The organism is Roseateles sp., from assembly GCF_019237615.1.
GTDB lineage: Bacteria > Pseudomonadota > Gammaproteobacteria > Burkholderiales > Burkholderiaceae_C > Pelomonas.
On record NZ_JAFAGT010000028.1, the window covers coordinates 1 to 20519 of the forward strand.

Here is a 20519-nt window from a genome sequence, read left to right on the forward strand (position 1 = left end):
GGGCTGATGTCCCAGGGACATTTCGGGCGTTGTTGAGAACGCCGCCGGCGCCAGCGCGGGACGCACCAACGAGATAGGCCGGTGCTTGGTTGTTATCGTGGGGTTACCAAGCTCCACAACACAACCAAGACCGGCCTATGAACCGCATTGTAGAAAGCATTGCCAGCCTGGCCCAGCACCTGATCACGCTGGCCACCGACCCCGAGCAATACCGTCCGGCGGCGTGCCCGCACTGTGGCTTCGCCCGCGTGTGGCGCCACGGCTGCTACCACCGCAAGGCCGATCGCAGCCGCGGCGGGGCGCACGACCCCGGTGGCGGTGCTGCGCTTCCTGTGCGCGGCTTGCCCGCAGACCTGCTCGTGGCTGCCGGCGTGCTTGGCACCGCGGCGCTGGTATGACTGGGCGGTGCAGCAGGCGGTGCTGCTGCTGTTGCTCAGCGGGGTGTCACTGCACGGCAGCGTGCGCGCCAGCGGCCTGGATCGACCCACCGTGCGGCGCTGGCGCGACGGGCTGCACGAGCGCGACGAGGCGTTCGCCTTCTTCCTGCGCGGCCGCTGGCCCGAGCTGGGTCGCGTTGCCGACTTCAATGCCTTCTGGCGCAACGTCATCGACCAGCTGTCGCTGCAGCGGGCGATGAGCGCACTGGACCGCGAGCTGGTCGTCCCGTGATGCGCTGACCCTGAACCCGCGCGCCACGGCGCTGGACCCGCCCCGGGCGGGGCCCCACACGCTGTGCCCTCTGGCGGGCAGGCTCGGCCTCGGCTGTCATTGGCGCTTCCCAACCCCATGAGGTGAGTGAGCGATGAAGGAAGTCGATCCCAAGGCGCTGATGTGACGCAGGGGGACTACGTCGCGGCGATGTTGGACGGAATGCCAGCTCGCAATCCGGCCACCGACGTGCGGCCCAGCGATGTGCTTCATCCTCGCAAGAAGCGGAACTACGCGCGTGTCGTCTGCGAGGACTGTTGGAACTGGCAGATCGGCAGGCGGCCACCAGCCGTTGCTCAGCTGTCACCGACAGCTATGCGGATCAGCGCCGGAAAGGCAGCACCACATCGTCGGGAATGGGGCAGGCATAGGGCCTGCCTGCGCGTCGTTCCAGCAGTTCCGCCTTGGCCTGCGAGAGAAGATTGGGCTGGTTGAAGAGCTCGATGGCTGACGCAGCCAATGTCTTGGCCGCGAGCAGCATGCCCTTGTGCGCGAGCGAGCTTTTGCCCTGCGAGACGAGTTGCCAGGAATGGAAGGGCGTGCCGAAGGCGTAGCAGGCGGTGAAGCACTGTGCGGTCGGTGTGATCCAGCTGACATCGCCCACGTCGGTTGAACCGTGCAGCTTGCGTTCACTGCCCGGCGTATACGGGTCGATGTGGTCGAACAGGGGCTTGGGAGCACGCCAGGCCTGGCCAAGCGAACGTCCAGCGCCTTCGATGTCCTCGGGGGTCAGTGTCTGCTTCTGGAACTCCGCTGCCAGTGCCATCTCGTCCGCGTTGAAGGCGGGTGCGCCGATGGCTTGCAGATGCTTATGCACGAGCTGGTTGAGCACCGAGTTCTGGACCAGGTTGGAACAGGCTTTGTCGAAGACGACCTCAATCTGGCAATCGGTCATCAATGCGGCACCTTGCGCCACGTTTTTGACGCGCTCGAAGAGCTCGGCCGCCTGGCTATTGCGCGGCGCACGCACCAGATACAGCACCTCGGCATTGGCCTGCACGACGTTCGGAGACAGCCCGCCCGTGTTGGTCACGGCATAGTGCACGCGCGCGTCGGGCAGCATGTGCTCGCGCATGTAGTTGACGCCGACATTCATCAGCTCGACGGCATCCAGCGCGCTGCGACCCAGGTGCGGCGAGCTGGCCGCGTGGGAGGCCTTGCCGCGGAAGCGGAAATAGGCCTGAATATTGGCCAGCGTTTCGCCCGAGAACACGCCGTTGTGCACGCCCGGATGCCAGGACAGCGCGGCGTCGAGGTCATCGAACAGGCCGGCACGCGCCATGAAGGTCTTGCCGGAACCGCCTTCTTCAGCCGGGCAGCCGTAGAAGCGCACGGTGCCGGATCGCCCCGTGCGTTCGAGGTGGTCCTTGACCGCGGCGGCGGCCAGATGGGCGGCAGTACCGAGCAGATGGTGACCGCAGCCGTGGCCGTTGCCATTGGCGATCTCGCTCGATGGCGTGCAGGTCATGACGCCGGCTTCCTGGCTCAGGCCGGACAGCGCGTCGTATTCACCCAGGATGCCGATCACCGGGCCGCCGCTGCCCGCTTCGGCAACGAAGGCGGTGGGAATGTCGGCGACGCCGCGCGTGATGCGGAACCCGGCCGCTTCCAGCATGTCGATATGCAGCTGGGCCGAGGCGAACTCCTCGTAGCGCAGTTCGGCCAGATTCCAGATCTGGTCCGACATGGCGGTGAAACGAGGGCTGTGGCGTTCGACGAAATCCAAGGCCGGTGCAAATGCAGTCATGGTGCTCTCCAATAGAGGAATGGGGCGCGGGCGTCAGAACTTCTGTCTGAATCCGAGCGCGAAGACGATGGGGCTGACGCCAGCCGCAGCAATGGGGTCGGAGCCGAACGAGAGGGCCGACAGGCCGCTGTTCTTGAAGCCGCCGATGCGCGCATAGAGGCCCGTCAGCTTCGAGAATTGGTAGTCGTAGCCGAGCAGCGCGCCGATCGCGTGATTGGACTGGCCGCTGACATTGCGGAAAGCCGCGCCCGTGCGGATCACATGCGGCCCTTGCTGCCAGACGGCGCCGAGCGAGAGCGTTTGCGCTGTGTGGCTGCCGGGCGTGGTCGGTCGGAGCAGCGTGTAGCTGAGAGAGCCGAGCGTCGCGCCCATGGTGTAGAGAGCACTGGCCATGACGACATCGGTGCGCGGGCTATCCTGCGGGCCGCCAGGGACTTGCGAGGTCGGTGCCCAGACCGCGTTGTAGGAGCCGCTCACCACCAACTCGCCGCGCGTGTAGCTGGTGACGAAGCCGGTATTGCCGATGGCGGGGCCGGCGTCCGCCGCGTTGCGCGGTGCGTAGAGGAAGGTGGTGTTCAGGCCACCGAAGTCCGGCGTCTGGTAACTGATGGCACCGTTGACGCGCGCCTGAACAGCCGTGGCGCCATTGCCAAGATCCCGGGTCGCCAGCGCGCTGCTTGCGAAGGGCGATAGCTGACCCACCGAGAGGAAGGGGTCCGTCCACTCGGGAGGCAGCGCGGGATACTGCTTGCCGAGCTTGACGGTTCCCCACTCATGCGAGCCGATCGAGACATTGGCTTCGCGGTTGTACATCGAGCTTGCGTTTTGCGGGCTGCCGGACATCAGGTTGAAGCCGCTCTCGAGGCGGAAGTCCGCATGCAGTCCGCCGCCCAGGTCTTCGTCGCCGGTGATGCCCCAGCGCGAGGTCGAGGCGCCACCGCTGAGCAATCGCGTGCTCGCTTGGCCCGCGTTGTTCGAATATTGAATGAAGCCGTCGAGCGCGCCGTAGAGTTGCACCGCCGCTGCGGCGGAGCCGGCCCAGGCCAGGGTGCCGAGCGCACCGATCAGCCGCAGTGCGGGCTGGATGCGGGGCCTGCGCCACGTGTCGGAGGCAATTGAGGAACGATGCGGTTTCATGTCTCAGTCTCTTTTTGCGTGGCTTTGATGGAAAAAAGGCGAGCCGAGTCCATCGCGTCCGCGCGGGAGCGGTGCGAGACCATGAACGGGCTGGGGAAATCGATGGCGCGCGCCGTGCGCCGACAGGGCGCTAGTGCGCTACCGGCTTGTCGGCGCCGGGCCCTTCGGTGAAGCGCCATAGGGCGAGCAGGCTGACCGCCCCGGTGGCTAGCAAGTACCAGGCAGGCGACATGGGATCGCCGGTGCGATGCAGCAGCCAGGTGACGTTGAACTGGGCGAAGCCGCCAAAGATCGTGACGCCCACGCTATAGATGACGGCCAATGCAGTGGCCCTCACCCGTTGCGGAAAGGCTTCCATGATGAGCAGGAAGAAGGACGAGGTACCCAACGTCGCGAGGCCCATGACCACCGTGACGATGCCGACCATCAGGGCCACCGAAGGCGCTGCAATTAACCGCTGGAAGGCCGGGTACACACAGGCCAGCGAGAGCAGCGAGGTGACGGCCACCAGGGGCTTGCGCTGGGGTATGCGGTCGATGATCCACAAACCGGATACCAAGGCCGCCACCATCATGGTCAGTCCGGACGCGCAGCCCGCCAGGAAGGACGTGGCCACGGGCAGATGCAGCGTGCGAACGGCGTACGCCGGCATGTAGAAGACGAGGATGTAGAGCATCGAGGTGCCGCCGATGATCATCAGCGCGCCCAGCACGACCTGGCCCAGGTGCTCGCGCATCAATTCGCGGAAAGCGCTGCCGCTTTCGGCCGGCGCCGTGTGGGTCTCGTCGAGGTGGCGGCGGATATAGAGGCCCACGGGACCGAGCAACAGGCCGAACAGGAACGGAATGCGCCACCCCCAGCTTTCGAGCGCGGCCACCGGCAGCATGGCCGACAGCACGGCACCGCTGAGCGAGCCGAGCAAGGCGGCCACGCCTTGGCTCATCATCTGCCAGCTCACCATGAAGCCGCGCCGTGACAACGGGCCCGATTCCATCAGGAAGGTGGTCGAGGCACCGATCTCGCCACCCGCCGACAAGCCCTGCAGCAACCGGCCGATCACCACGAGCACCGGCGCGGCGATGCCGATCTGTGCGTAGCCGGGTGTCAGTGCGATGATGGCCGTCCCGATCATCATCAGCGCAATCGTGAGCGTCAGCGCGGCGCGCCGGCCGGCCCGGTCTGCGTAGTTGCCGATCAAGATGCCGCCGAGCGGGCGCATCACGAAGCCGACGCCGAAGGTCGCCATGGCCAGCAGAAATGGGCCGATGCTCGAGTCGACCGGAAAGAAGGTCTTGCCGATCAGCCCCGCGAAATAGCTGAACACGGTGAAGTCGAACATCTCCAGGGCATTGCCCGCGGAGGTGGCGACGATGGTCTTGGTCTGTGCCGAAAGGCGTCGCGGCGCGAGCAGCGCGGTGTCGACCGGCGTGGTGGCATGTGGCATCACTTGTGTCTCCAGGCGAATGTCGCTCTCGTGACGCCTGCCAAATCAAGGCAGGCGGCGCGGCAACGTTGGCTGGATAGTAGTGACGCAGTGATAATTGCGATACGCGTCATTTTTTATCCTGATACTTTTCATTGATCAGGGTGAATCCGCAATTCGCGTGGCTGGACGATCACTATTCGGTATGAAGCTACATCAGCTCCGGGCCCTGGTTGCGGTCGCAACTTCGGGCAGCATCCATGAAGCGGCGCGTACCTTGCACCTGAGCCAGCCCGCAGTGACGCGCTCGCTGCGCGACCTCGAAGATGAAGTCGGGCTCATGCTGCTGACGCGCAGTTCATCGGGTGTGACGCTGACCGATGACGGGAAGGCGATGCTCCGGCGAGCGGAGCTGGTTGTGAACGAGATTGCGCGAACCGAGGAAGAGATGTCCTGGCTGCGAGATAACCGCAGGGGGCGTGTCGCGATCGGTGTGGCGCCGCTGGCGGGCATCACGCTGCTGCCCCAGGCCTACAACCGCTTTCGCGAGGCCATGCCGGACGTCCAGATCGAGTTCGTTGAACTCAGCGCTGCCCAGTTGGTGGAACAACTCAAGAACGGCGCGCTGGACTTCGCCCTGGGTTCCGGCACGGACGCACGCGATTTTGCGTCGCTTCGCTGCGTGCACCTGGCAACCTTCCCGATGTGGTTTGCGGTAAGCCGGCGCGGCCAGCTTGCGGGAGCCACCTCGCTGGCCGACTTGCAGAGCGCCGAATGGCTGCATACCAACCCCACCGCAGAGTTCCGCGCCTTCCTGGACGACCTGTTCGGACGCGCCGGACTGCCTGCTCCATCTCGGATCACGCGCTGTGCGTCGCAGACACTCTTCTATAGCCTGGCGGTGAACAGCAACGTCGTGACCTCCTGGACGCACCTTGCGCTTAGGACCGAAGGCGCATCGGATGAATTGATCACGCTGGATCTGGTGCAGCAGCCGCCCGCCCGCAAGCTCTACTTGCTCTATCGTGACAGCGCGATCCTGACGGCGCCGGCCGAGTACTTTGTCCGCTGTATTGAGGCGGTGCTGCCGGAAGAGCGCAATAGGGCAGGGGCATAAGCGCCTTGCCGAGTTGCGCCGCCGAGGCGGCTCAGATCAGGGGGGCCGACAGTGGCTGCGCAGCTTGCGGGCCTCAGGCATGGCCTGACCGCCATGTATTTCGTGCTGGCCGTGGGTTTTCTGGCGGACGCCTACCACGTGCCGCTGGACATGCCCACCATGCTGGCCAGCAAAGGCAGCGCCAATGTGCCCTCGGGCGGATTGGTGGCCATTGTGATGGTGCCGACCACCATCGGCGTGCCGGTCGAGGCTCTAGCCTGAAGTCCCGATACCCCGAGGCCGAGTTTCCTTTCTGATTCAAGGGCTTGCCAAGAATCAGCGGGTACGGCTCTGTCCAGCCGAGCCCTGCGACGCGGCTGACGCCCTTGCCCGCAAGGGGCTCAGCATGGGATTCGATGGTGAGCCGGCGCATGGGCGCCTCGGCCGGCCATTTCTACAGGGTCACGCTGCAACAGGCGGCGCGAGGCGGCGGAGTCACCTCTGTACTGGTGCTACAGAAATCGAGAGTTCGAAGCGGGACCAAGTCCGCGCCTTCACAGACACATCAGACCAGCCCCTGCTTGGACGCCAGCACCGCTGCTTCGGCGCGGCTGGACACATTGAGCTTCTTGTAGATGCTCTTGATGTGGTCGTTGACGGTGAACCACTTGATACCCATCAGGTTCGCGATCTCCTTGATCGTGAAGCCCTTGCTCAGATAGGTCAGCACCTCGCTTTCGCGCGGCGTCAGGCGTTCCCACTCGGGCGGCGGATCCAAGGCGACGCCGCGGCTATTGGCAAACGGTGCCTGCGAGGTCGACAGCGCACCGAAGCCGGAGTTCAGCGGCATCGGTGCGCTGTCACTGGAACTGGGGCGGAAGTGGGACAGCAGGCGGCGGGCGATGGCCGGCGACAGCGGCGGCTGGCCGCGCACGATGCGCTGCAGTTCTTCCACCAGCACCTCGAAGCGGTCTTCCTTCAGCAGGTAGCCGTCTGCGCCGCATTGCAGGGCCGGGAAGAGGTGGTCGTCGTCCGAGTACAGCGTCGTGACGATCTTGATGGCAGTCGAGCCCGCCAGCTCGGTCAGGAACTCCATGCCGTTGCCGTCGGGCAGTTCCAGGTCGACCAGGATGAGCTTGAAGCCGATTTCCGGGTTGCCGCCGGACAGCTTGGCCACCTGTCGGCGCGCGTTCTCGAGGTCACCGACCTCGGTGATCTCCATGGCATCGCTGAAGCTCTCTCGCACCACACGGCAAAGGAAGCTGCGGGCAACGGGGTTGTCTTCGATGATGAGGACTTTGACGGTCATGGCGCGGGTCGGGCGGCGGCTGTCGGTTCGACCGCTGAATGTAGCGCACCGCCTCCTCCGAGCCTGGGCCTAACGTCCCGGCTCAAGCCCCAGTTTCAGGCTTCAAGGATTGGTAAGAACCAACTTGCCGACGACTTCGCGGGCGGCCATGCGGGCGAAGGCCGCGGGCAGCTCCTCCATGGGCAGCACGCGGTCCAGCACCGGCTTGATCCTGCCGGCGGCATACCAGGCCGCCAGCTCTCCCAGCATCCTGGCGTTGCGGCCGGGCTCGCGCTTGGCGAACTCACCCCAGAACACGCCCACGAGCGACGCGCCCTTGAGCAGCGCGAGATTCAGCGGCAGCGCCGGGATCTGCCCCTGCGCGAAGCCGATGACGAGGTAGCGCCCGCGCCAGGCGATGGCACGGAAGGCGGCCTCTGCCAGGTCGCCGCCCACGGGGTCGACGACGACGTTCGGCCCCTTGCCCTCCGTCAGCGCCTTCAGCTCGTCGCGCAGGTTCTGCGTGGCGTAGTTGATGACTGCGTCGGCACCCATGGCCTTGCAGGCCTCGCATTTGGCTGCGCCGCCCGCCGCGGCGATGACGCGCGCGTCTGCTGCCTTGGCGATCTGCAGGGCTGCCGTGCCGACGCCGCCCGCCGCGCCGAGGATGAGCACGGTTTCTCCCGCCTGCAGCGCGGCGCGATCCATCAGCGCGTGGTGGCTGGTGGCATAGGTGCAGATGAAGGCGGCGGCGTCCTCGAAGGCGAAGCCGTCCGGCAGCGGCATCGCCAGCGCGGCCGGGATGCAGACCTCGGTGGCAAAGCCGCCCAGACCGCCGAAGGCCGCGACGCGCTGGCCCACGGCCAAGCCCTGGACGCCTTCGCCCACCTCGCTGACGACGCCCGCGAACTCGGTGCCCGGCACAAAGGGCAGGGCGGGCTTCATCTGGTACTTGTTCTGCACGATGAGCAGGTCAGGAAAGTTCAGGCTGGCGGCCTTGATCTGCACGCGGATCTGGCCTGCGCCAAGCGCCGGCCGCGGCAGTTCGCGCCATTGCAGCGCCTCGACGCCCACCGGGTTCTCGCAGAGCCATGCTTTCATCGTCGTCTCCAGATTTCTGAAAAGCTCATGATAGGAATCAAGGTGGTTACACCCGGTCTCGCAGGTGACGCCCTCCCTACAATTGGCAACCATGCGCATCCTGATTTCCAACGACGACGGCTACCTCGCGCCGGGCCTTGCTGCCCTGGTGAAGGCCTGCCAAGGCCTGGGCGAGATCGACGTCATCGCTCCCGAGCAGAACGCCAGCGGCACGTCCAACTCGCTGACGCTGAACCGCCCCCTCAACGTCTACCGTGCCGCCAACGGTTTCCGCTACGTCAGCGGCACGCCGTCCGACGGTGTCCACCTTGCGCTGACCGGCCTGCTGGGCTACCGGCCCGACCTGGTGCTCTCGGGCATCAACAACGGCGCCAACATGGGGGACGACACGCTGTACTCCGGCACCGTCGCCGCGGCGACCGAGGGCTATTTGTTCGGCATCCCGTCCATCGCCTTCTCGCAGGTCGAGAAGGGCTGGGGCGAGCTGGAGGCGGCGGCCCGCACGGCGCGCAGCGTCGTCGAGCAGGTCATCGCCGGCGGCCTGGGCCAGGGCTTCCTGCTCAACGTCAACATCCCCAACCGGCATGATGCCGACCAGTTGCCACGCCGCATCACGCGGCTGGGCCGGCGCCATGCCAGCGAGGGCATCATCCAGCAGGTCAACCCGCGCGGCGAGACCATCTACTGGATCGGCCCGGCGGGCGACGCCCGGGATGCCGGCGAAGGCACGGACTTCCATGCGACGTCCAACGGCCAGGTGTCCATCACGCCGCTGCAGGTGGACCTGACGGAGCATGCATCGCTGGGCGCCTGGGCGCAGCGTCTCGGCGTCTGAATGACTACCCCGAAGCGCTTCCCTGCCAGCCTGAAGTCGGCCGTCTCGCCCCAGCGCGAGCTGCTGATGCCGCAGCGCCACCTGCGCCAGGCCACGGCCGACGCGGCGCGGCTGGCGCGCCCCAGCGGCACGGGGCTGGACAGCGGCGCGGTGCGCGAACGCATGGTGGCCCGGCTGCGCGCCGAAGGGAAGTTCAACGAGCGCGTGCTCGCCGCGATGGCCGCCGTGCCGCGCCATGAATTCGTCGACAGCGCCCTCGCGGCCCAGGCCTATGAGGACACGGCGCTGCCCATCGGGCACGGCCAGACCATTTCCAAGCCCTCGGTCGTCGCCCACATGCTGGGCTTGCTGATGGCCGGCGCGGGCGCCCGGCAGCGCGGCACGCTGGGCCGGGTGCTGGAGATCGGCACGGGCTGCGGCTACCAGGCCGCCGTCATCGCGCTGCTGGCGCGCCACGTCACCTCCATCGAGCGCCTGCAGGGGCTGCACGACAAGGCGCGGCTCCATCTGCAGCGGGTGGTTTTGCCCAAGCCCCACGCCACGCCGCGCCTGGTCTGGGGGGATGGCCGCGTCGGCCACGCGGCCAGCGGCCCCTTTGACAGCATCATCGCGGCCGCCGGCGGCGAGGACATCCCCCAGGCCTGGCTGGAGCAGCTCGCGCCCGGTGGACGCCTTGTGGCCCCGACGGCAGCGAGCGGTCGAGGGCAGGTGTTGGTGGTGCTCGACCATGTCGTCGAAGGCGGCGTCGGGCGCTGGGTTCGAAGCGAACACGAGGCCGTCCTCTTCGTCCCCCTAAAATCTGGCGTCGTCTGACGGGGCCGCCGGCGCACCGCGCCACACAATCGGGTCGGCCTCCAACGTGCTCCAGCCACACGATGCCCTATAGCCTGCGCCTTCTAATCGTCGTCACCACCTCGCTGCTGCTCAGCGCCTGCGGCACTTCGCTGCACCAGGCCCCGGTCGAGGATCGCAACCCGCCGCTGCCCAAGCCGGCCGCCTCGGCGCCGCTGCCTGCGGCCTCCGCGGCCTCGGCGGCCGAGGTCAAGCTGCCGCCCGGCGCCGAGAACGCGGGCAAGCCGGGCTACTACACCGTCAAGCCGGGCGATGCGTTGATCCGCATCGCGCTGGACAACGGCCAGGGCTGGCGCGACATCGCCAAGTGGAACAGCCTCGACAACCCCAACCGCATCGAGGTCGGACAGGTGCTGCGTGTCGTACCTCCGGGTGTGGATGCGAGCACCGTGACGGCCAAGCCGATCGCGAGCGCGGCCAAGGTCGAATCGCGCCCGCTGGACAGCAAGCCCGCGGTCGCGGCCAACAACACCCCGGCGAATGCCGCGTCGTCGGCGCCAGTCGCCGCATCCTCGGATGACGACGCGATGGCCTGGGGCTGGCCCGTCTCGCATCCGGTCAGCGCTGGTTTCGACGACCAGCGCAACAAGGGCCTGGACTTCGCCGGCAAGGCGGGCGACCCGGTGCTGGCGGTTGCCGATGGGCGCGTGGTTTACGCCGGTTCGGGCTTGCGCGGCTACGGCAACTTGGTCATCATCAAGCACAACAACACCTACCTGACGGCGTATGCCCACAACCGGGCGATGCTGGTCGAGCAGGACCAAGTCGTGCGCAAGGGCCAGAGGATTGCCGAGATGGGTTCCACCGAGAGTGATACCGTGAAGCTGCACTTCGAAGTGCGCAAGCTCGGCAAGCCCGTCGACCCGGCCAAGCTGCTGCCGGCGCGCTGAGGACGTCGGCAGGCAGGACCGCCAAACAAACTGGGCCAGCGAACCCGCCATGAAACGCGCTGTGCCCAAACCCAATGGCCATGACGGTGCCGCCCGCCCGCAGGGCGCCATGCTGTCGGCCCTGAATGGGAGCGGCGCCGATTCCGACGTCGGCCCCGAGGCGCCCGAGGAAGACAACCAGGTGCTGCGCGCCGCGAGCGACGACGTCGAACTCGGCAATGCACTGCAGGCCTATCTGCGCGACATCCGCCGCACGCCGCTGCTGACGCCGCAGCAGGAGTTCGAGACGGCCCAGGCCGCGCGCTCGGGTGATTTCGAGGCCCGCCAGGCCATGATCGAGCACAACCTGCGCCTGGTCGTCAGCATCGCCAAGAACTACCTGGGCCGCGGCCTGCCGATGAGCGACCTCATCGAGGAGGGCAACCTCGGCCTGATGCATGCGATCGGCAAGTTCGAGCCCGAGCGGGGCTTCCGCTTTTCCACCTATTCGAGCTGGTGGATACGCCAGAGCATAGAGCGCGCGCTGATGCACCAGGCCCGTCTGGTGCGGCTGCCGGTGCACATCGTGCGTGAGCTCAACCAGGTGCTGAAGGCGCGCCGCGCGCTGGAGGCCCTGCAGAGCGCCGACGGCTCGGAGGGCCGCGTGCGCGCCGAGGACGTGGCCCAGGCGCTGGGCCGGCCGGTGGACGAGGTGGCCGAACTGCTGGCCTACGCCGAACTGCCCAGCTCCCTCGACTCGCCGGTGGACCGCAACGGCGAGGGTGGCGAGTCCATGCTGGACCTTGTCGCCGACGACCAGGCCATAGACCCCATGGGCCAGCGTCTGTCGCACGAGGTCGAGGAGTTGCTGCGGCATGGCCTCGCGAGCCTGAATGACCGCGAGCGCGAGGTGTTGTCGGGCCGTTACGGCCTGTCGGATCGCGAGCCCGAGACGCTGGACGTGCTGGCCATTCGCCTGAAGCTGACGCGCGAGCGCATCCGCCAGATCCAGATCGAGGCGCTGGCCAAGCTCAAGCGCAACATGATGCGCCACGGCGTGGACCGGGACAGCATCTTCTGAGGCCGGCGAGGCCAGCCGGGATAATCCGGCCCATGAATCAGATGACGGAATGGCTCAAGGTCGAAAGCATCGAACTTGAGGCGCAGGGCGTGGCGCACAACGCCGAGGGCAAGGTGGTCTTCATCGACGGCGCCTTGCCGGGCGAAGTGGTGAAGGCGCAGATCTCGCGCCGCAAGAACAACTGGGAGCAGGGGCAGCTCACCGAGATCAGGAAGGAAAGCCCGCTGCGCGTGACACCGGGCTGCCCGCACTTCGGCCTGCATGCCGGTGCCTGCGGCGGCTGCAAGATGCAGCACCTGCAGGCAGGCGCGCAGGTGGCCGTCAAGCAGCGCGTCGTGGAAGACCAGCTCTGGCATCTCGGCAAGGTGAAGCCCGAGGTGCTGCTGCGGCCCATCGAGGGCCCGACCTGGGGCTATCGCTACCGGGCACGCTTCTCGGTGCGCTATGTGCAGAAGAAGGGTGTGGTGCTGATCGGCTTCCATGAGCGCAAGAGCCGCTACGTCGCCGACATGCAGGTCTGCAAGGTCGTGCCGCAGGTCGTCAGCGACCTGCTGATGCCGCTGCGCGAGTTGATCGCCGCCATGGCCGAGCGCGACCGCCTGCCGCAGATCGAGCTGGCGATGGGCGACGAGGTCATCGCGCTGGTGCTGCGTCACCTGAACCCGCTGCCGGACGGCGACATCGCGCTGCTGCGCGAGTTCGCCGCCCAGCATGGTGTGCAGTGGTGGCTGCAGCCCAAGGGGCCGGACACCGTGAAGCTGCTCGACGAAGGCGGCCCGCAGTTGGCCTACCGGCTGCCCGAGTTCGGTGTGACCATGCCGTTCAAGCCGACGGACTTCACGCAGGTCAACCCGCACATCAACGCGGCCCTCGTCGGCCGCGCGCTGCGGCTGCTGGCCGTCGAGCCGGGCGACCGCGTCATCGACTGGTTCTGCGGCATGGGCAACTTCACATTGCCGCTGGCGACACAGGCGCGCGAGGTGCTGGGCATCGAGGGCAGCGAGACGCTGGTGCAGCGCTCGCGAGAGAACGCCGAGGCCAATGGCCTGGCGCACAAGACCCGCTTCGTCGCCCGCAACCTGTTCGACATGACGCCCGAGCAGTTGGCCCAGGACGGTACGGCCGACCGCTGGCTGATCGACCCGCCACGCGAGGGCGCGTTCGCGCTCGCCAAGGCGGTGGCGGACATCGCGCAGGACCCGTCGCTGGCCACCGGCTGGACGCCGCCCAAGCGCATCGTCTACGTCAGCTGCAACCCGGCGACGCTTGCGCGCGACGCGGGCCTGCTGGTCAACGTGGCCGGCTACCGCTGCACGGCGGCCAGCGCGGTCAACATGTTCCCGCACACGGCGCACGTCGAGTCGATCGCCGTCTTCGACCGCTGAACGTCCTCCTCCCCGGCCTCCGGCGGCGCCTGTGCGGGCTCGTCGGGTGCGCTGCTCGTCTCCGCATAAGTCCAGGGTGCCGGATCCGGTGTGCTGGAGAAGATGGATGAACAGACTTGCGTGTCCAGCAGCTGTCGGGGTGTGACTTGGGGCGCGGCGACGGATCGGGGGCGGTTGCAGAAGGACCTGGGCCGGGTCAAGGCGTGGCCGGACCGGCATGGGCGACCCGTCCTGCCGGGCGAGTTCGGCGCGCGGCTTCGGCTGGCCCTATTGGCAGCTCGACTCCGCCTTCGTGCTCTGGGACGCGAAGACGGATGGCTGGGTCAAGACCCTGCACGGCGCACTGGTGCCCGAGACGGCCGCGGCCACCCCAGCGCTGAGGCATAGCCCTGGCGTCTCGGAGGGGGCAACACGGCTCCGTGACAAGGCGAAAGAAAAAGGCGGCCGAAGCCGCCTTTTTCTTTGCGAGGAGGGGCTTAGTCGCGATCGCCGCCGAAGATGCCCAGCAGCGACAGCAGGCTCTGGAACACGTTGTAGAGGTCCAGGTAGATGGCCAGCGTGGCGCTGATGTAGTTGGTTTCTCCGCCGTCGACGACGCGCTTGATGTCGTACAGCATGAAGGCCGAGAACACGCCCAGCATCAGCACCAGGATGGTCAGCATCAGGGCCGAGGACTGCAGGAAGATGTTGGCAATGCCGGCCACCAGCAGCACGACGGCGCCGACGGTCAGGAACTTGCCCATGCCGGACAGGTCGCGCTTGATGACGGTGGCCAGCGTGGCCATCGTGAAGAAGACCGCAGCCGTGCCGCCGAAGGCCGTCATGACCAGCGACGTGCCGTTCTTGAAGCCCAGCACATAGCCCACCAGGCGCGACAGCATCAGGCCCATGAAGAAGGTGAAGGCCAGCAGCGCGGCGACGCCGGCTGCACTGTCCTTGGTCTTCTCGATGACGAACATCAGGCCGAAGGCGCCGGCGAAGAAGACGATGGCGCTCGTGCCAGGGCCCATCGTGGCGAACAGGCCGGTGGCCACGCCTATCCAGGCGCCCAGCACGGTCGGCACCAGGGACAGTGCCAGCAGCCAGTAGGTATTGCGCAGCACGCGCTGACGGTCGGCCGCGAGGCCCATCTCGGCGTGGCCGTATTGGGTTTGCAAGCTTTCGTTCATGACGATCCTCCGGAGACGAATGGAAACCGCAGAGATTCTAGGGCGGTACCGGGCAGCTACATTGGGGTCCGTCCCTGGGAAAGCAAGACCATGAAACAGCAAGCTCAACTCGAACTCCAAGACGTCAAGCGCATCGCCGCAGCCGCCGAGGCCCATGCCATCGGCAAGGGCTGGGCCGTATCCATCGCCATCGTCGACGCCGGCGGCCATCTGCTTTGGCTGCAGCGGCTGGACGGCGCCTCGCCCAACTCCGCCCTGTTCGCGCCGGCCAAGGCGCACACCTCGGCGCTGGGCCGGCGTGAGTCCAAGCTTTACGAGGACATGATCAACGGCGGCCGCCAGTCCTTCCTCAGCGTGCCCGGCATGCACGGCATGCTGGAGGGCGGCGTGCCCATCCTGGTGGATGGCCAGTGCGTGGGCGCCGTGGGTGTCAGCGGCGTCAAGTCCAGCGAGGACGCCGAGATCGCCAAGGCGGGCATCGCGGCGCTTTGAAGGGTCACGCCAGCGTCACGAAGGCTCGGTACTTACCCTTGTCGGCTATACTCGATGGGTTTACCTGAACCCCACGCTGCCCGGCATAAAACCGCTCTGGTTTCTCCAAGTTGATCCGTCCCCCCGGACGGATTGATGCTGGGCAGGCGCCCCACTTGCGGAGATCCTTTGTGCTGACCGACCTGCTCCATCCCCCTCAAGCGATCTTGGCTCTGGCGGATGGGACGGTGTTCCGAGGCCAGTCCATCGGCGCCACCGGCCAGACGGTCGGCGAAGTGGTGTTCAACACCGCGCTGACCGGCTACCAGGAAATCCTGACCGACCCAAGCTACTGCAAGCAGATCGTCACGCTGACGTATCCGCACATCGGCAGCTACGGCATCAGCGAGGAGGACATCGAGGCCACCAAGGTGTTCGCCGCCGGCCTGGTCATCAAGGACCTGCCGCTGCGCGCGTCCAACTTCCGCGCCGGCAAGACGCTGGACGCCTACCTGCGCGAGCAGGGCACGGTGGCCATCGCCGGTCTGGACACGCGCCGCCTGACGCGCGTTCTGCGCACCCACGGCGCGCAGAACGGCTGCATCCTGGCGCTGGCCGCCGGCGAGGCGCTGACGCAGGCCCACATCGACATGGCGGTCGCGGCTGCCAAGGCCGCGCCGTCCATGGCCGGCCTGGACCTGGCCAAGGTCGTCAGTCGCACCGAGAACGAGGTCTGGACGCAGACCGAATGGAAGCTCGGCAGCGGCTATGGCACGCAGGCTGCGCCGAAGTTCCACGTCGTCGCCTACGACTTCGGCGTCAAGCACAACATCCTGCGCATGCTGGCCGAGCGCGGCTGCAAGGTCACCGTCGTGCCGGCGCAGACACCCGCCAGCGCCGTCTTCGACCTGGAGCCGGACGGCGTCTTCCTGTCCAACGGCCCCGGCGACCCGGAGCCCTGCGACTACGCCATCAAGGCCACGGCCCAGCTGATCGAGTCCGGCATCCCCGTGTTCGGCATCTGCCTGGGCCACCAGATCCTTGCGCTGGCCTCGGGCGCGAAGACCTTCAAGATGAAGTTCGGCCACCACGGCGCCAACCATCCGGTCAAGGACCTGGACAGCGGTCGCGTCGGCATCACCAGCCAGAACCACGGCTTCGCGGTCGATCCCGAGACGCTGCCGGCCCACCTGCGCGCCACGCACGTCAGCCTGTTCGACGGCACGCTGCAGGGCATCGCCCGCACCGACAAGCCGGCCTTCAGCTTCCAGGGGCACCCGGAAGCCAGCCCCGGCCCGCATGACATCGCCTACCTGTTCGACCGCTTCGTTTCGATGATGAGCAAGGCCTGAAGGAGGGCTTCGCATGTTCGGTATCACCGACCTCGGCACCTACCTCGCGGCAGCGATCTTCATCATCCTGCTGCCCGGGCCCAACTCGCTGTACGTGCTGTCCGTGGCCGCGCAGCGCGGCGTGCGTGCCGGCTATACGGCTGCCTGCGGCGTGTTCGTCGGCGACACGGTGCTGATGACGGCGGCAGCGGCCGGCGGCGCGTCGCTGCTGATGGCCAGTCCGCAGATCTTCTTCGTCGTGAAGATGGTCGGCGCCGTCTACCTCGGCTGGATCGGCATCCAGCTGCTGCGTGGCGGCATGCGCAGCTGGCGCGGCGAGGCCGGGGCCGATGACGCGCCGCGCGTCGTGGACGCCAGCCAGCCCTTCCGCAAGGCGCTGGTCGTCAGCCTGTTGAACCCCAAGGCCATCGCCTTCCTGCTGTCCTTCTTCATCCAGTTCGTCGATCCGGCCTACCCGCATCCGGCGCTGACCTTCCTGATCCTGGGCACCATCATTCAGGTGCTGAGCTTCATCTACCTCTCGACGCTGATCTTCGCCGGCGCCCGCCTCGCGGCGGCCTTCCGCGCGCGGCGTCGGCTCTCGGGCGCCGCCAATGCCGGCGTCGGGGCACTTTTCGTTGGGTTCGGGGCCAAGCTCGCGACCGCCACTCTCTAAGCAGACCGCCATGCCGAAACGTACAGACCTCAAGAGCATCCTCATCATCGGCGCCGGCCCGATCATCATCGGCCAGGCCTGCGAGTTCGACTACTCCGGCGCCCAGGCCTGCAAGGCGTTGCGCGAGGAGGGCTACAAGGTCATCCTGGTCAACAGCAACCCGGCGACCATCATGACGGACCCGGATACGGCGGACGTCACCTACATCGAGCCCATCACCTGGCAGGTGGTCGAGAAGATCATCGCCAAGGAGCGGCCCGACGCGGTGCTGCCGACGATGGGCGGCCAGACAGCGCTGAACTGCGCGCTGGACCTGCACAAGCACGGCGTGCTGGCCAAGTACGGCGTCGAGATGATCGGCGCCAACGAGGTCGCCATCGAGAAGGCCGAGGACCGCCTCAAGTTCAAGGACGCGATGACCAAGATCGGCCTGGACTCGGCCAAGTCGGGCATCGCGCACACGCTGGAAGAGGCCTGGGGCGTGCAGAAGCGCATCCATGCCGAGATCGGTGGAAACGGCTTCCCCATGGTCATCCGCCCCAGCTTCACGCTGGGCGGCACGGGTGGCGGCATTGCTTACAACCCTGAAGAGTTCGAAGAGATCTGCAAGCGCGGCCTGGACCTCTCGCCCACCAACGAGCTGCTCATCGAGGAGAGCCTGATCGGCTGGAAGGAATACGAGATGGAGGTCGTCCGCGACAAGGCGGACAACTGCATCATCGTCTGCTCCATCGAGAACCTGGACCCGATGGGCATCCATACCGGTGACTCCATCACCGTGGCGCCCTCGCAGACGCTGTCGGACAAGGAATACCAGCTGCTGCGCAATGCGTCCCTCGCCGTGCTGCGCGAGATCGGCGTGGATACCGGTGGCTCGAACGTGCAGTTCTCGATCAACCCGAAGAACGGCCGCATGATCGTCATCGAGATGAACCCGCGCGTGTCGCGTTCGTCCGCGCTGGCATCCAAGGCCACGGGCTTCCCGATCGCCAAGGTTGCTGCCAAGCTGGCCGTCGGCTATACGCTGGATGAGCTGAAGAACGACATCACCGGCGGCGCCACGCCGGCGTCCTTCGAGCCCAGCATCGACTACGTCGTCACGAAGATCCCGCGCTTCGCGTTCGAGAAGTTCCCGATGGCCGATTCGCGCCTGACGACGCAGATGAAGTCCGTCGGCGAGGTGATGGCCATGGGCCGTACCTTCCAGGAATCCTTCCAGAAGGCGCTGCGCGGCCTGGAGACGGGCATCGACGGACTGACCGAGCGCTCGACCGATCGCGAGGAGATCGTGCAGGAGATCGGTGAAGCCGGCCCCGAGCGCATCCTGTTCCTGGCCGATGCCTTCCGCATCGGCATGACGCTGGACGAGATCTACGAGGAGACCGCGGTGGATCCGTGGTTCCTCGCGCAGATCGAGCAGCTGATCCAGATCGAGGGCGACCTGAAGGGCCGCAGCATCGAATCCGTCACCGAAGCCGAGCTGCGCCTGCTGAAGACCAAGGGCTTCTCGGACAAGCGCCTGGCCAAGCTGCTGGGCACCAACCAGCACGAAGTCCGTGCCCGCCGCCACGCCCTGAACGTGCGCCCGGTCTACAAGCGCGTGGACACCTGCGCCGCCGAGTTCTCGACGCAGACGGCCTACATGTACTCGACCTACGAAGGCGAGGGCGCGGAGTGCGAGGCGCAGCCGACCGACAGGAAGAAGATCATGGTGCTGGGCGGTGGCCCCAACCGCATCGGCCAGGGCATCGAGTTCGACTACTGCTGCGTGCATGCCGCGCTCGCCATGCGCGAGGACGGCTACGAGACGCTGATGGTCAACTGCAACCCCGAGACCGTCTCGACCGACTACGACACCAGCGACCGCCTCTACTTCGAGCCCGTCACGCTGGAGGACGTGCTGGAGATCGTCGACAAGGAAAAGCCGGCCGGCGTCATCGTGCAGTACGGCGGCCAGACGCCGCTGAAGCTGGCGCTGGACCTGGAGCGCGCCGGCGTGCCCATCATCGGCACGACACCCGATTCCATCGACATCGCCGAGGACCGCGAGCGCTTCCAGAAGCTGCTCCACGAGCTGGGTCTGAAGCAGCCGCCCAACCGCACGGCGCGCACCGAGGAGCAGGCTGTCACGCTGGCCAACGAGATCGGCTATCCGCTGGTCGTGCGCCCCAGCTATGTGCTGGGTGGCCGTGCGATGGAGATCGTGCACGGCGACAAGGACCTGGAGCGCTACATGCGCGAGGCCGTGCGCGTGTCCGAGAAGTCGCCCGTGCTGCTGGACCACTTCCTGCAGGACGCCGTCGAGGTCGATGTCGACTGCATCTCCGACGGCGTCGACACGATGATCGGCGGCATCATGGAGCACATCGAGGCGGCCGGCATCCACTCCGGCGACTCCGCCTGCTCGCTGCCGCCGTACACGCTGGCCGCCGACGTGCAGGATGAACTGCGCCGCCAGACGGCTGCGATGGCCATGGCGCTGAAGGTCGTCGGCCTGATGAATGTGCAGTTCGCCATCCAGGGCGACGTGGCCAAGGGCCTGGAGCACTGCACGATCTACGTGCTGGAAGTGAACCCACGTGCGTCGCGCACGGTGCCCTACGTCTCCAAGGCCACGGGCCAGCAACTGGCGAAGGTGGCCGCGCGCTGCATGGCCGGCGTCAAGCTGAAGGACCAGAAGGACCGCAACGGCAAGCAGCCGCGCGAAGTGGTGCCGCCCTACTACAGCGTCAAGGAAGCCGTCTTCCCGTTCAACAAGTTCCCGGGCGTGGACCCCATCCTCAGCCCCGAGATGCGCTCGACCGGCGAGGTCATGGGTGCCGCCCGCACCTTCGGCGAGGCGATGCTGAAGAGCCAGATCGGCGCCGGTTCGCGCCTGCCGCGCCAGGGCAATGTGCTGATCACCGTGAAGAACAGCGACAAGGCCCGCGCCGTTGCCATCGCCAAGGACTTGCACGAGCTGGGATTCGGCATCGTCGCCACCAAGGGCACGGCCGCGGCCATCGCCGAGGCCGGCGTGCCGGTCAAGCCGATCAACAAGATCAAGGATGGCCGCCCGCACATCGTCGATGCGCTCAAGGGCGGCGACATCCAGCTCGTCTTCACGACGGTGGACGAGACGCGCACGGCCATCGCCGACAGCCGCTACATCCGGCAGGCCGCGCTGGCCAACCGCGTCACCTACTACACGACGATGGCGGGCTGCGAAGCGGCCGTGGAAGGCATGAAGCACAGGGACGGACTGCTCGTGCAATCCCTGCAGGAATTGCACGCCGAGCTGGCCTAAAATTCGCCCTCAACACTTCCGCCGCCGCAGTCCGGGTTGCCTGGGCCGCAGCGGCGGAACTCTT

At 66.9% G+C, this 20519-nt stretch carries 19 protein-coding genes; 13 read left to right on the forward strand and 6 right to left on the reverse strand.

What is annotated here, in order from left to right:
- Window positions 1–137 precede the first annotated feature (137 nt).
- Window positions 138–398 carry a hypothetical protein gene (locus JOY88_RS04945; RefSeq protein ID WP_293500854.1) on the forward strand — a complete coding sequence of 87 codons (261 nt, stop codon included), beginning with the start codon at window positions 138–140 and terminating at the stop codon, window positions 396–398.
- A complete protein-coding gene (locus JOY88_RS04950; protein ID WP_293500856.1) occupies window positions 376–669 on the forward strand; it encodes a hypothetical protein in 294 nt (97 codons plus the stop codon). Before JOY88_RS04945 ends, JOY88_RS04950 begins: the two co-directional genes overlap by 23 nt.
- A 361-nt stretch (window positions 670–1030) precedes the next feature.
- Here JOY88_RS04950 and JOY88_RS04955 read toward each other — a convergent pair whose 3' ends face one another.
- The 3 genes from JOY88_RS04955 to JOY88_RS04965 all read right to left on the reverse strand — a co-directional run bounded on the left by JOY88_RS04955 (window position 1031) and on the right by JOY88_RS04965 (window position 5036).
- Window positions 1031–2455 carry a M20 family metallopeptidase gene (locus tag JOY88_RS04955; protein ID WP_293500858.1) on the reverse strand — a complete coding sequence of 475 codons (1425 nt, stop codon included), beginning with the start codon at window positions 2453–2455 and terminating at the stop codon, window positions 1031–1033.
- A gap of 33 nt (window positions 2456–2488) precedes the next feature.
- Complete coding sequence (locus JOY88_RS04960) at window positions 2489–3592, reverse strand: porin (RefSeq protein ID WP_293500860.1); 1104 nt, start codon at window positions 3590–3592, stop codon at window positions 2489–2491.
- A gap of 130 nt (window positions 3593–3722) precedes the next feature.
- Window positions 3723–5036 (reverse strand): MFS transporter, encoded by a 1314-nt coding sequence (locus JOY88_RS04965; protein WP_293500862.1) that lies wholly within the window; start codon window positions 5034–5036, stop codon window positions 3723–3725.
- A 184-nt stretch (window positions 5037–5220) separates the two neighbouring features.
- Here JOY88_RS04965 and JOY88_RS04970 point away from each other — a divergent pair, with 184 nt between their 5' ends.
- The gene (locus tag JOY88_RS04970; RefSeq protein ID WP_293500864.1) at window positions 5221–6132 is read left to right on the forward strand and encodes a LysR family transcriptional regulator; all 912 of its coding nucleotides are present in this window, start codon (window positions 5221–5223) and stop codon (window positions 6130–6132) included.
- A 93-nt stretch (window positions 6133–6225) separates the two neighbouring features.
- Window positions 6226–6393, forward strand: a complete 168-nt coding sequence (locus JOY88_RS04975; protein WP_293500866.1) for a hypothetical protein — start codon at window positions 6226–6228, stop codon at window positions 6391–6393.
- A 283-nt stretch (window positions 6394–6676) separates the two neighbouring features.
- Here JOY88_RS04975 and JOY88_RS04980 read toward each other — a convergent pair whose 3' ends face one another.
- Window positions 6677–7420: a LuxR C-terminal-related transcriptional regulator gene (locus JOY88_RS04980; RefSeq protein WP_293500868.1), complete on the reverse strand. Its 744-nt coding sequence runs from the start codon at window positions 7418–7420 to the stop codon at window positions 6677–6679.
- Between the two features lie 102 nt (window positions 7421–7522).
- Entirely contained in the window at window positions 7523–8500 is a 978-nt protein-coding gene (locus JOY88_RS04985) for an NADPH:quinone oxidoreductase family protein (RefSeq protein WP_293500871.1), read from the reverse strand.
- A gap of 91 nt (window positions 8501–8591) precedes the next feature.
- On the opposite strand from JOY88_RS04985, the gene surE reads away from it, so the two are divergent.
- From surE to rlmD, 5 genes are all read left to right on the forward strand, one after another.
- Window positions 8592–9335, forward strand: coding sequence for a 5'/3'-nucleotidase SurE (gene surE / locus JOY88_RS04990; protein ID WP_293500873.1), 744 nt, complete (start codon window positions 8592–8594; stop codon window positions 9333–9335).
- Complete coding sequence (locus JOY88_RS04995) at window positions 9336–10148, forward strand: protein-L-isoaspartate(D-aspartate) O-methyltransferase (RefSeq protein ID WP_293500875.1); 813 nt, start codon at window positions 9336–9338, stop codon at window positions 10146–10148.
- A gap of 62 nt (window positions 10149–10210) precedes the next feature.
- Entirely contained in the window at window positions 10211–11077 is an 867-nt protein-coding gene (locus JOY88_RS05000) for a peptidoglycan DD-metalloendopeptidase family protein (RefSeq protein ID WP_293500877.1), read from the forward strand.
- 49 nt (window positions 11078–11126) lie between these two features.
- The gene (gene rpoS, locus JOY88_RS05005) at window positions 11127–12137 is read left to right on the forward strand and encodes an RNA polymerase sigma factor RpoS (protein ID WP_293500879.1); all 1011 of its coding nucleotides are present in this window, start codon (window positions 11127–11129) and stop codon (window positions 12135–12137) included.
- Between the two features lie 32 nt (window positions 12138–12169).
- Complete coding sequence (gene rlmD / locus JOY88_RS05010) at window positions 12170–13522, forward strand: 23S rRNA (uracil(1939)-C(5))-methyltransferase RlmD (protein ID WP_293500881.1); 1353 nt, start codon at window positions 12170–12172, stop codon at window positions 13520–13522.
- Window positions 13523–13998: 476 nt separating this feature from the next.
- Here rlmD and JOY88_RS05015 read toward each other — a convergent pair whose 3' ends face one another.
- Window positions 13999–14691 (reverse strand): Bax inhibitor-1/YccA family protein, encoded by a 693-nt coding sequence (locus JOY88_RS05015; RefSeq protein WP_293500883.1) that lies wholly within the window; start codon window positions 14689–14691, stop codon window positions 13999–14001.
- Between the two features lie 90 nt (window positions 14692–14781).
- On the opposite strand from JOY88_RS05015, the gene JOY88_RS05020 reads away from it, so the two are divergent.
- From JOY88_RS05020 to carB, 4 genes are all read left to right on the forward strand, one after another.
- Window positions 14782–15183 (forward strand): GlcG/HbpS family heme-binding protein, encoded by a 402-nt coding sequence (locus JOY88_RS05020; RefSeq protein WP_293500885.1) that lies wholly within the window; start codon window positions 14782–14784, stop codon window positions 15181–15183.
- A gap of 170 nt (window positions 15184–15353) precedes the next feature.
- Window positions 15354–16514, forward strand: coding sequence for a glutamine-hydrolyzing carbamoyl-phosphate synthase small subunit (carA, locus tag JOY88_RS05025; RefSeq protein WP_293500887.1), 1161 nt, complete (start codon window positions 15354–15356; stop codon window positions 16512–16514).
- Between the two features lie 13 nt (window positions 16515–16527).
- On the forward strand, window positions 16528–17169 hold the full coding sequence (leuE, locus tag JOY88_RS05030; RefSeq protein WP_293500889.1) for a leucine efflux protein LeuE: 642 nt from the start codon (window positions 16528–16530) through the stop codon (window positions 17167–17169).
- Between the two features lie 10 nt (window positions 17170–17179).
- A complete protein-coding gene (gene carB, locus JOY88_RS05035) occupies window positions 17180–20455 on the forward strand; it encodes a carbamoyl-phosphate synthase large subunit (protein ID WP_293500891.1) in 3276 nt (1091 codons plus the stop codon).
- Window positions 20456–20519: the final 64 nt, after the last annotated feature.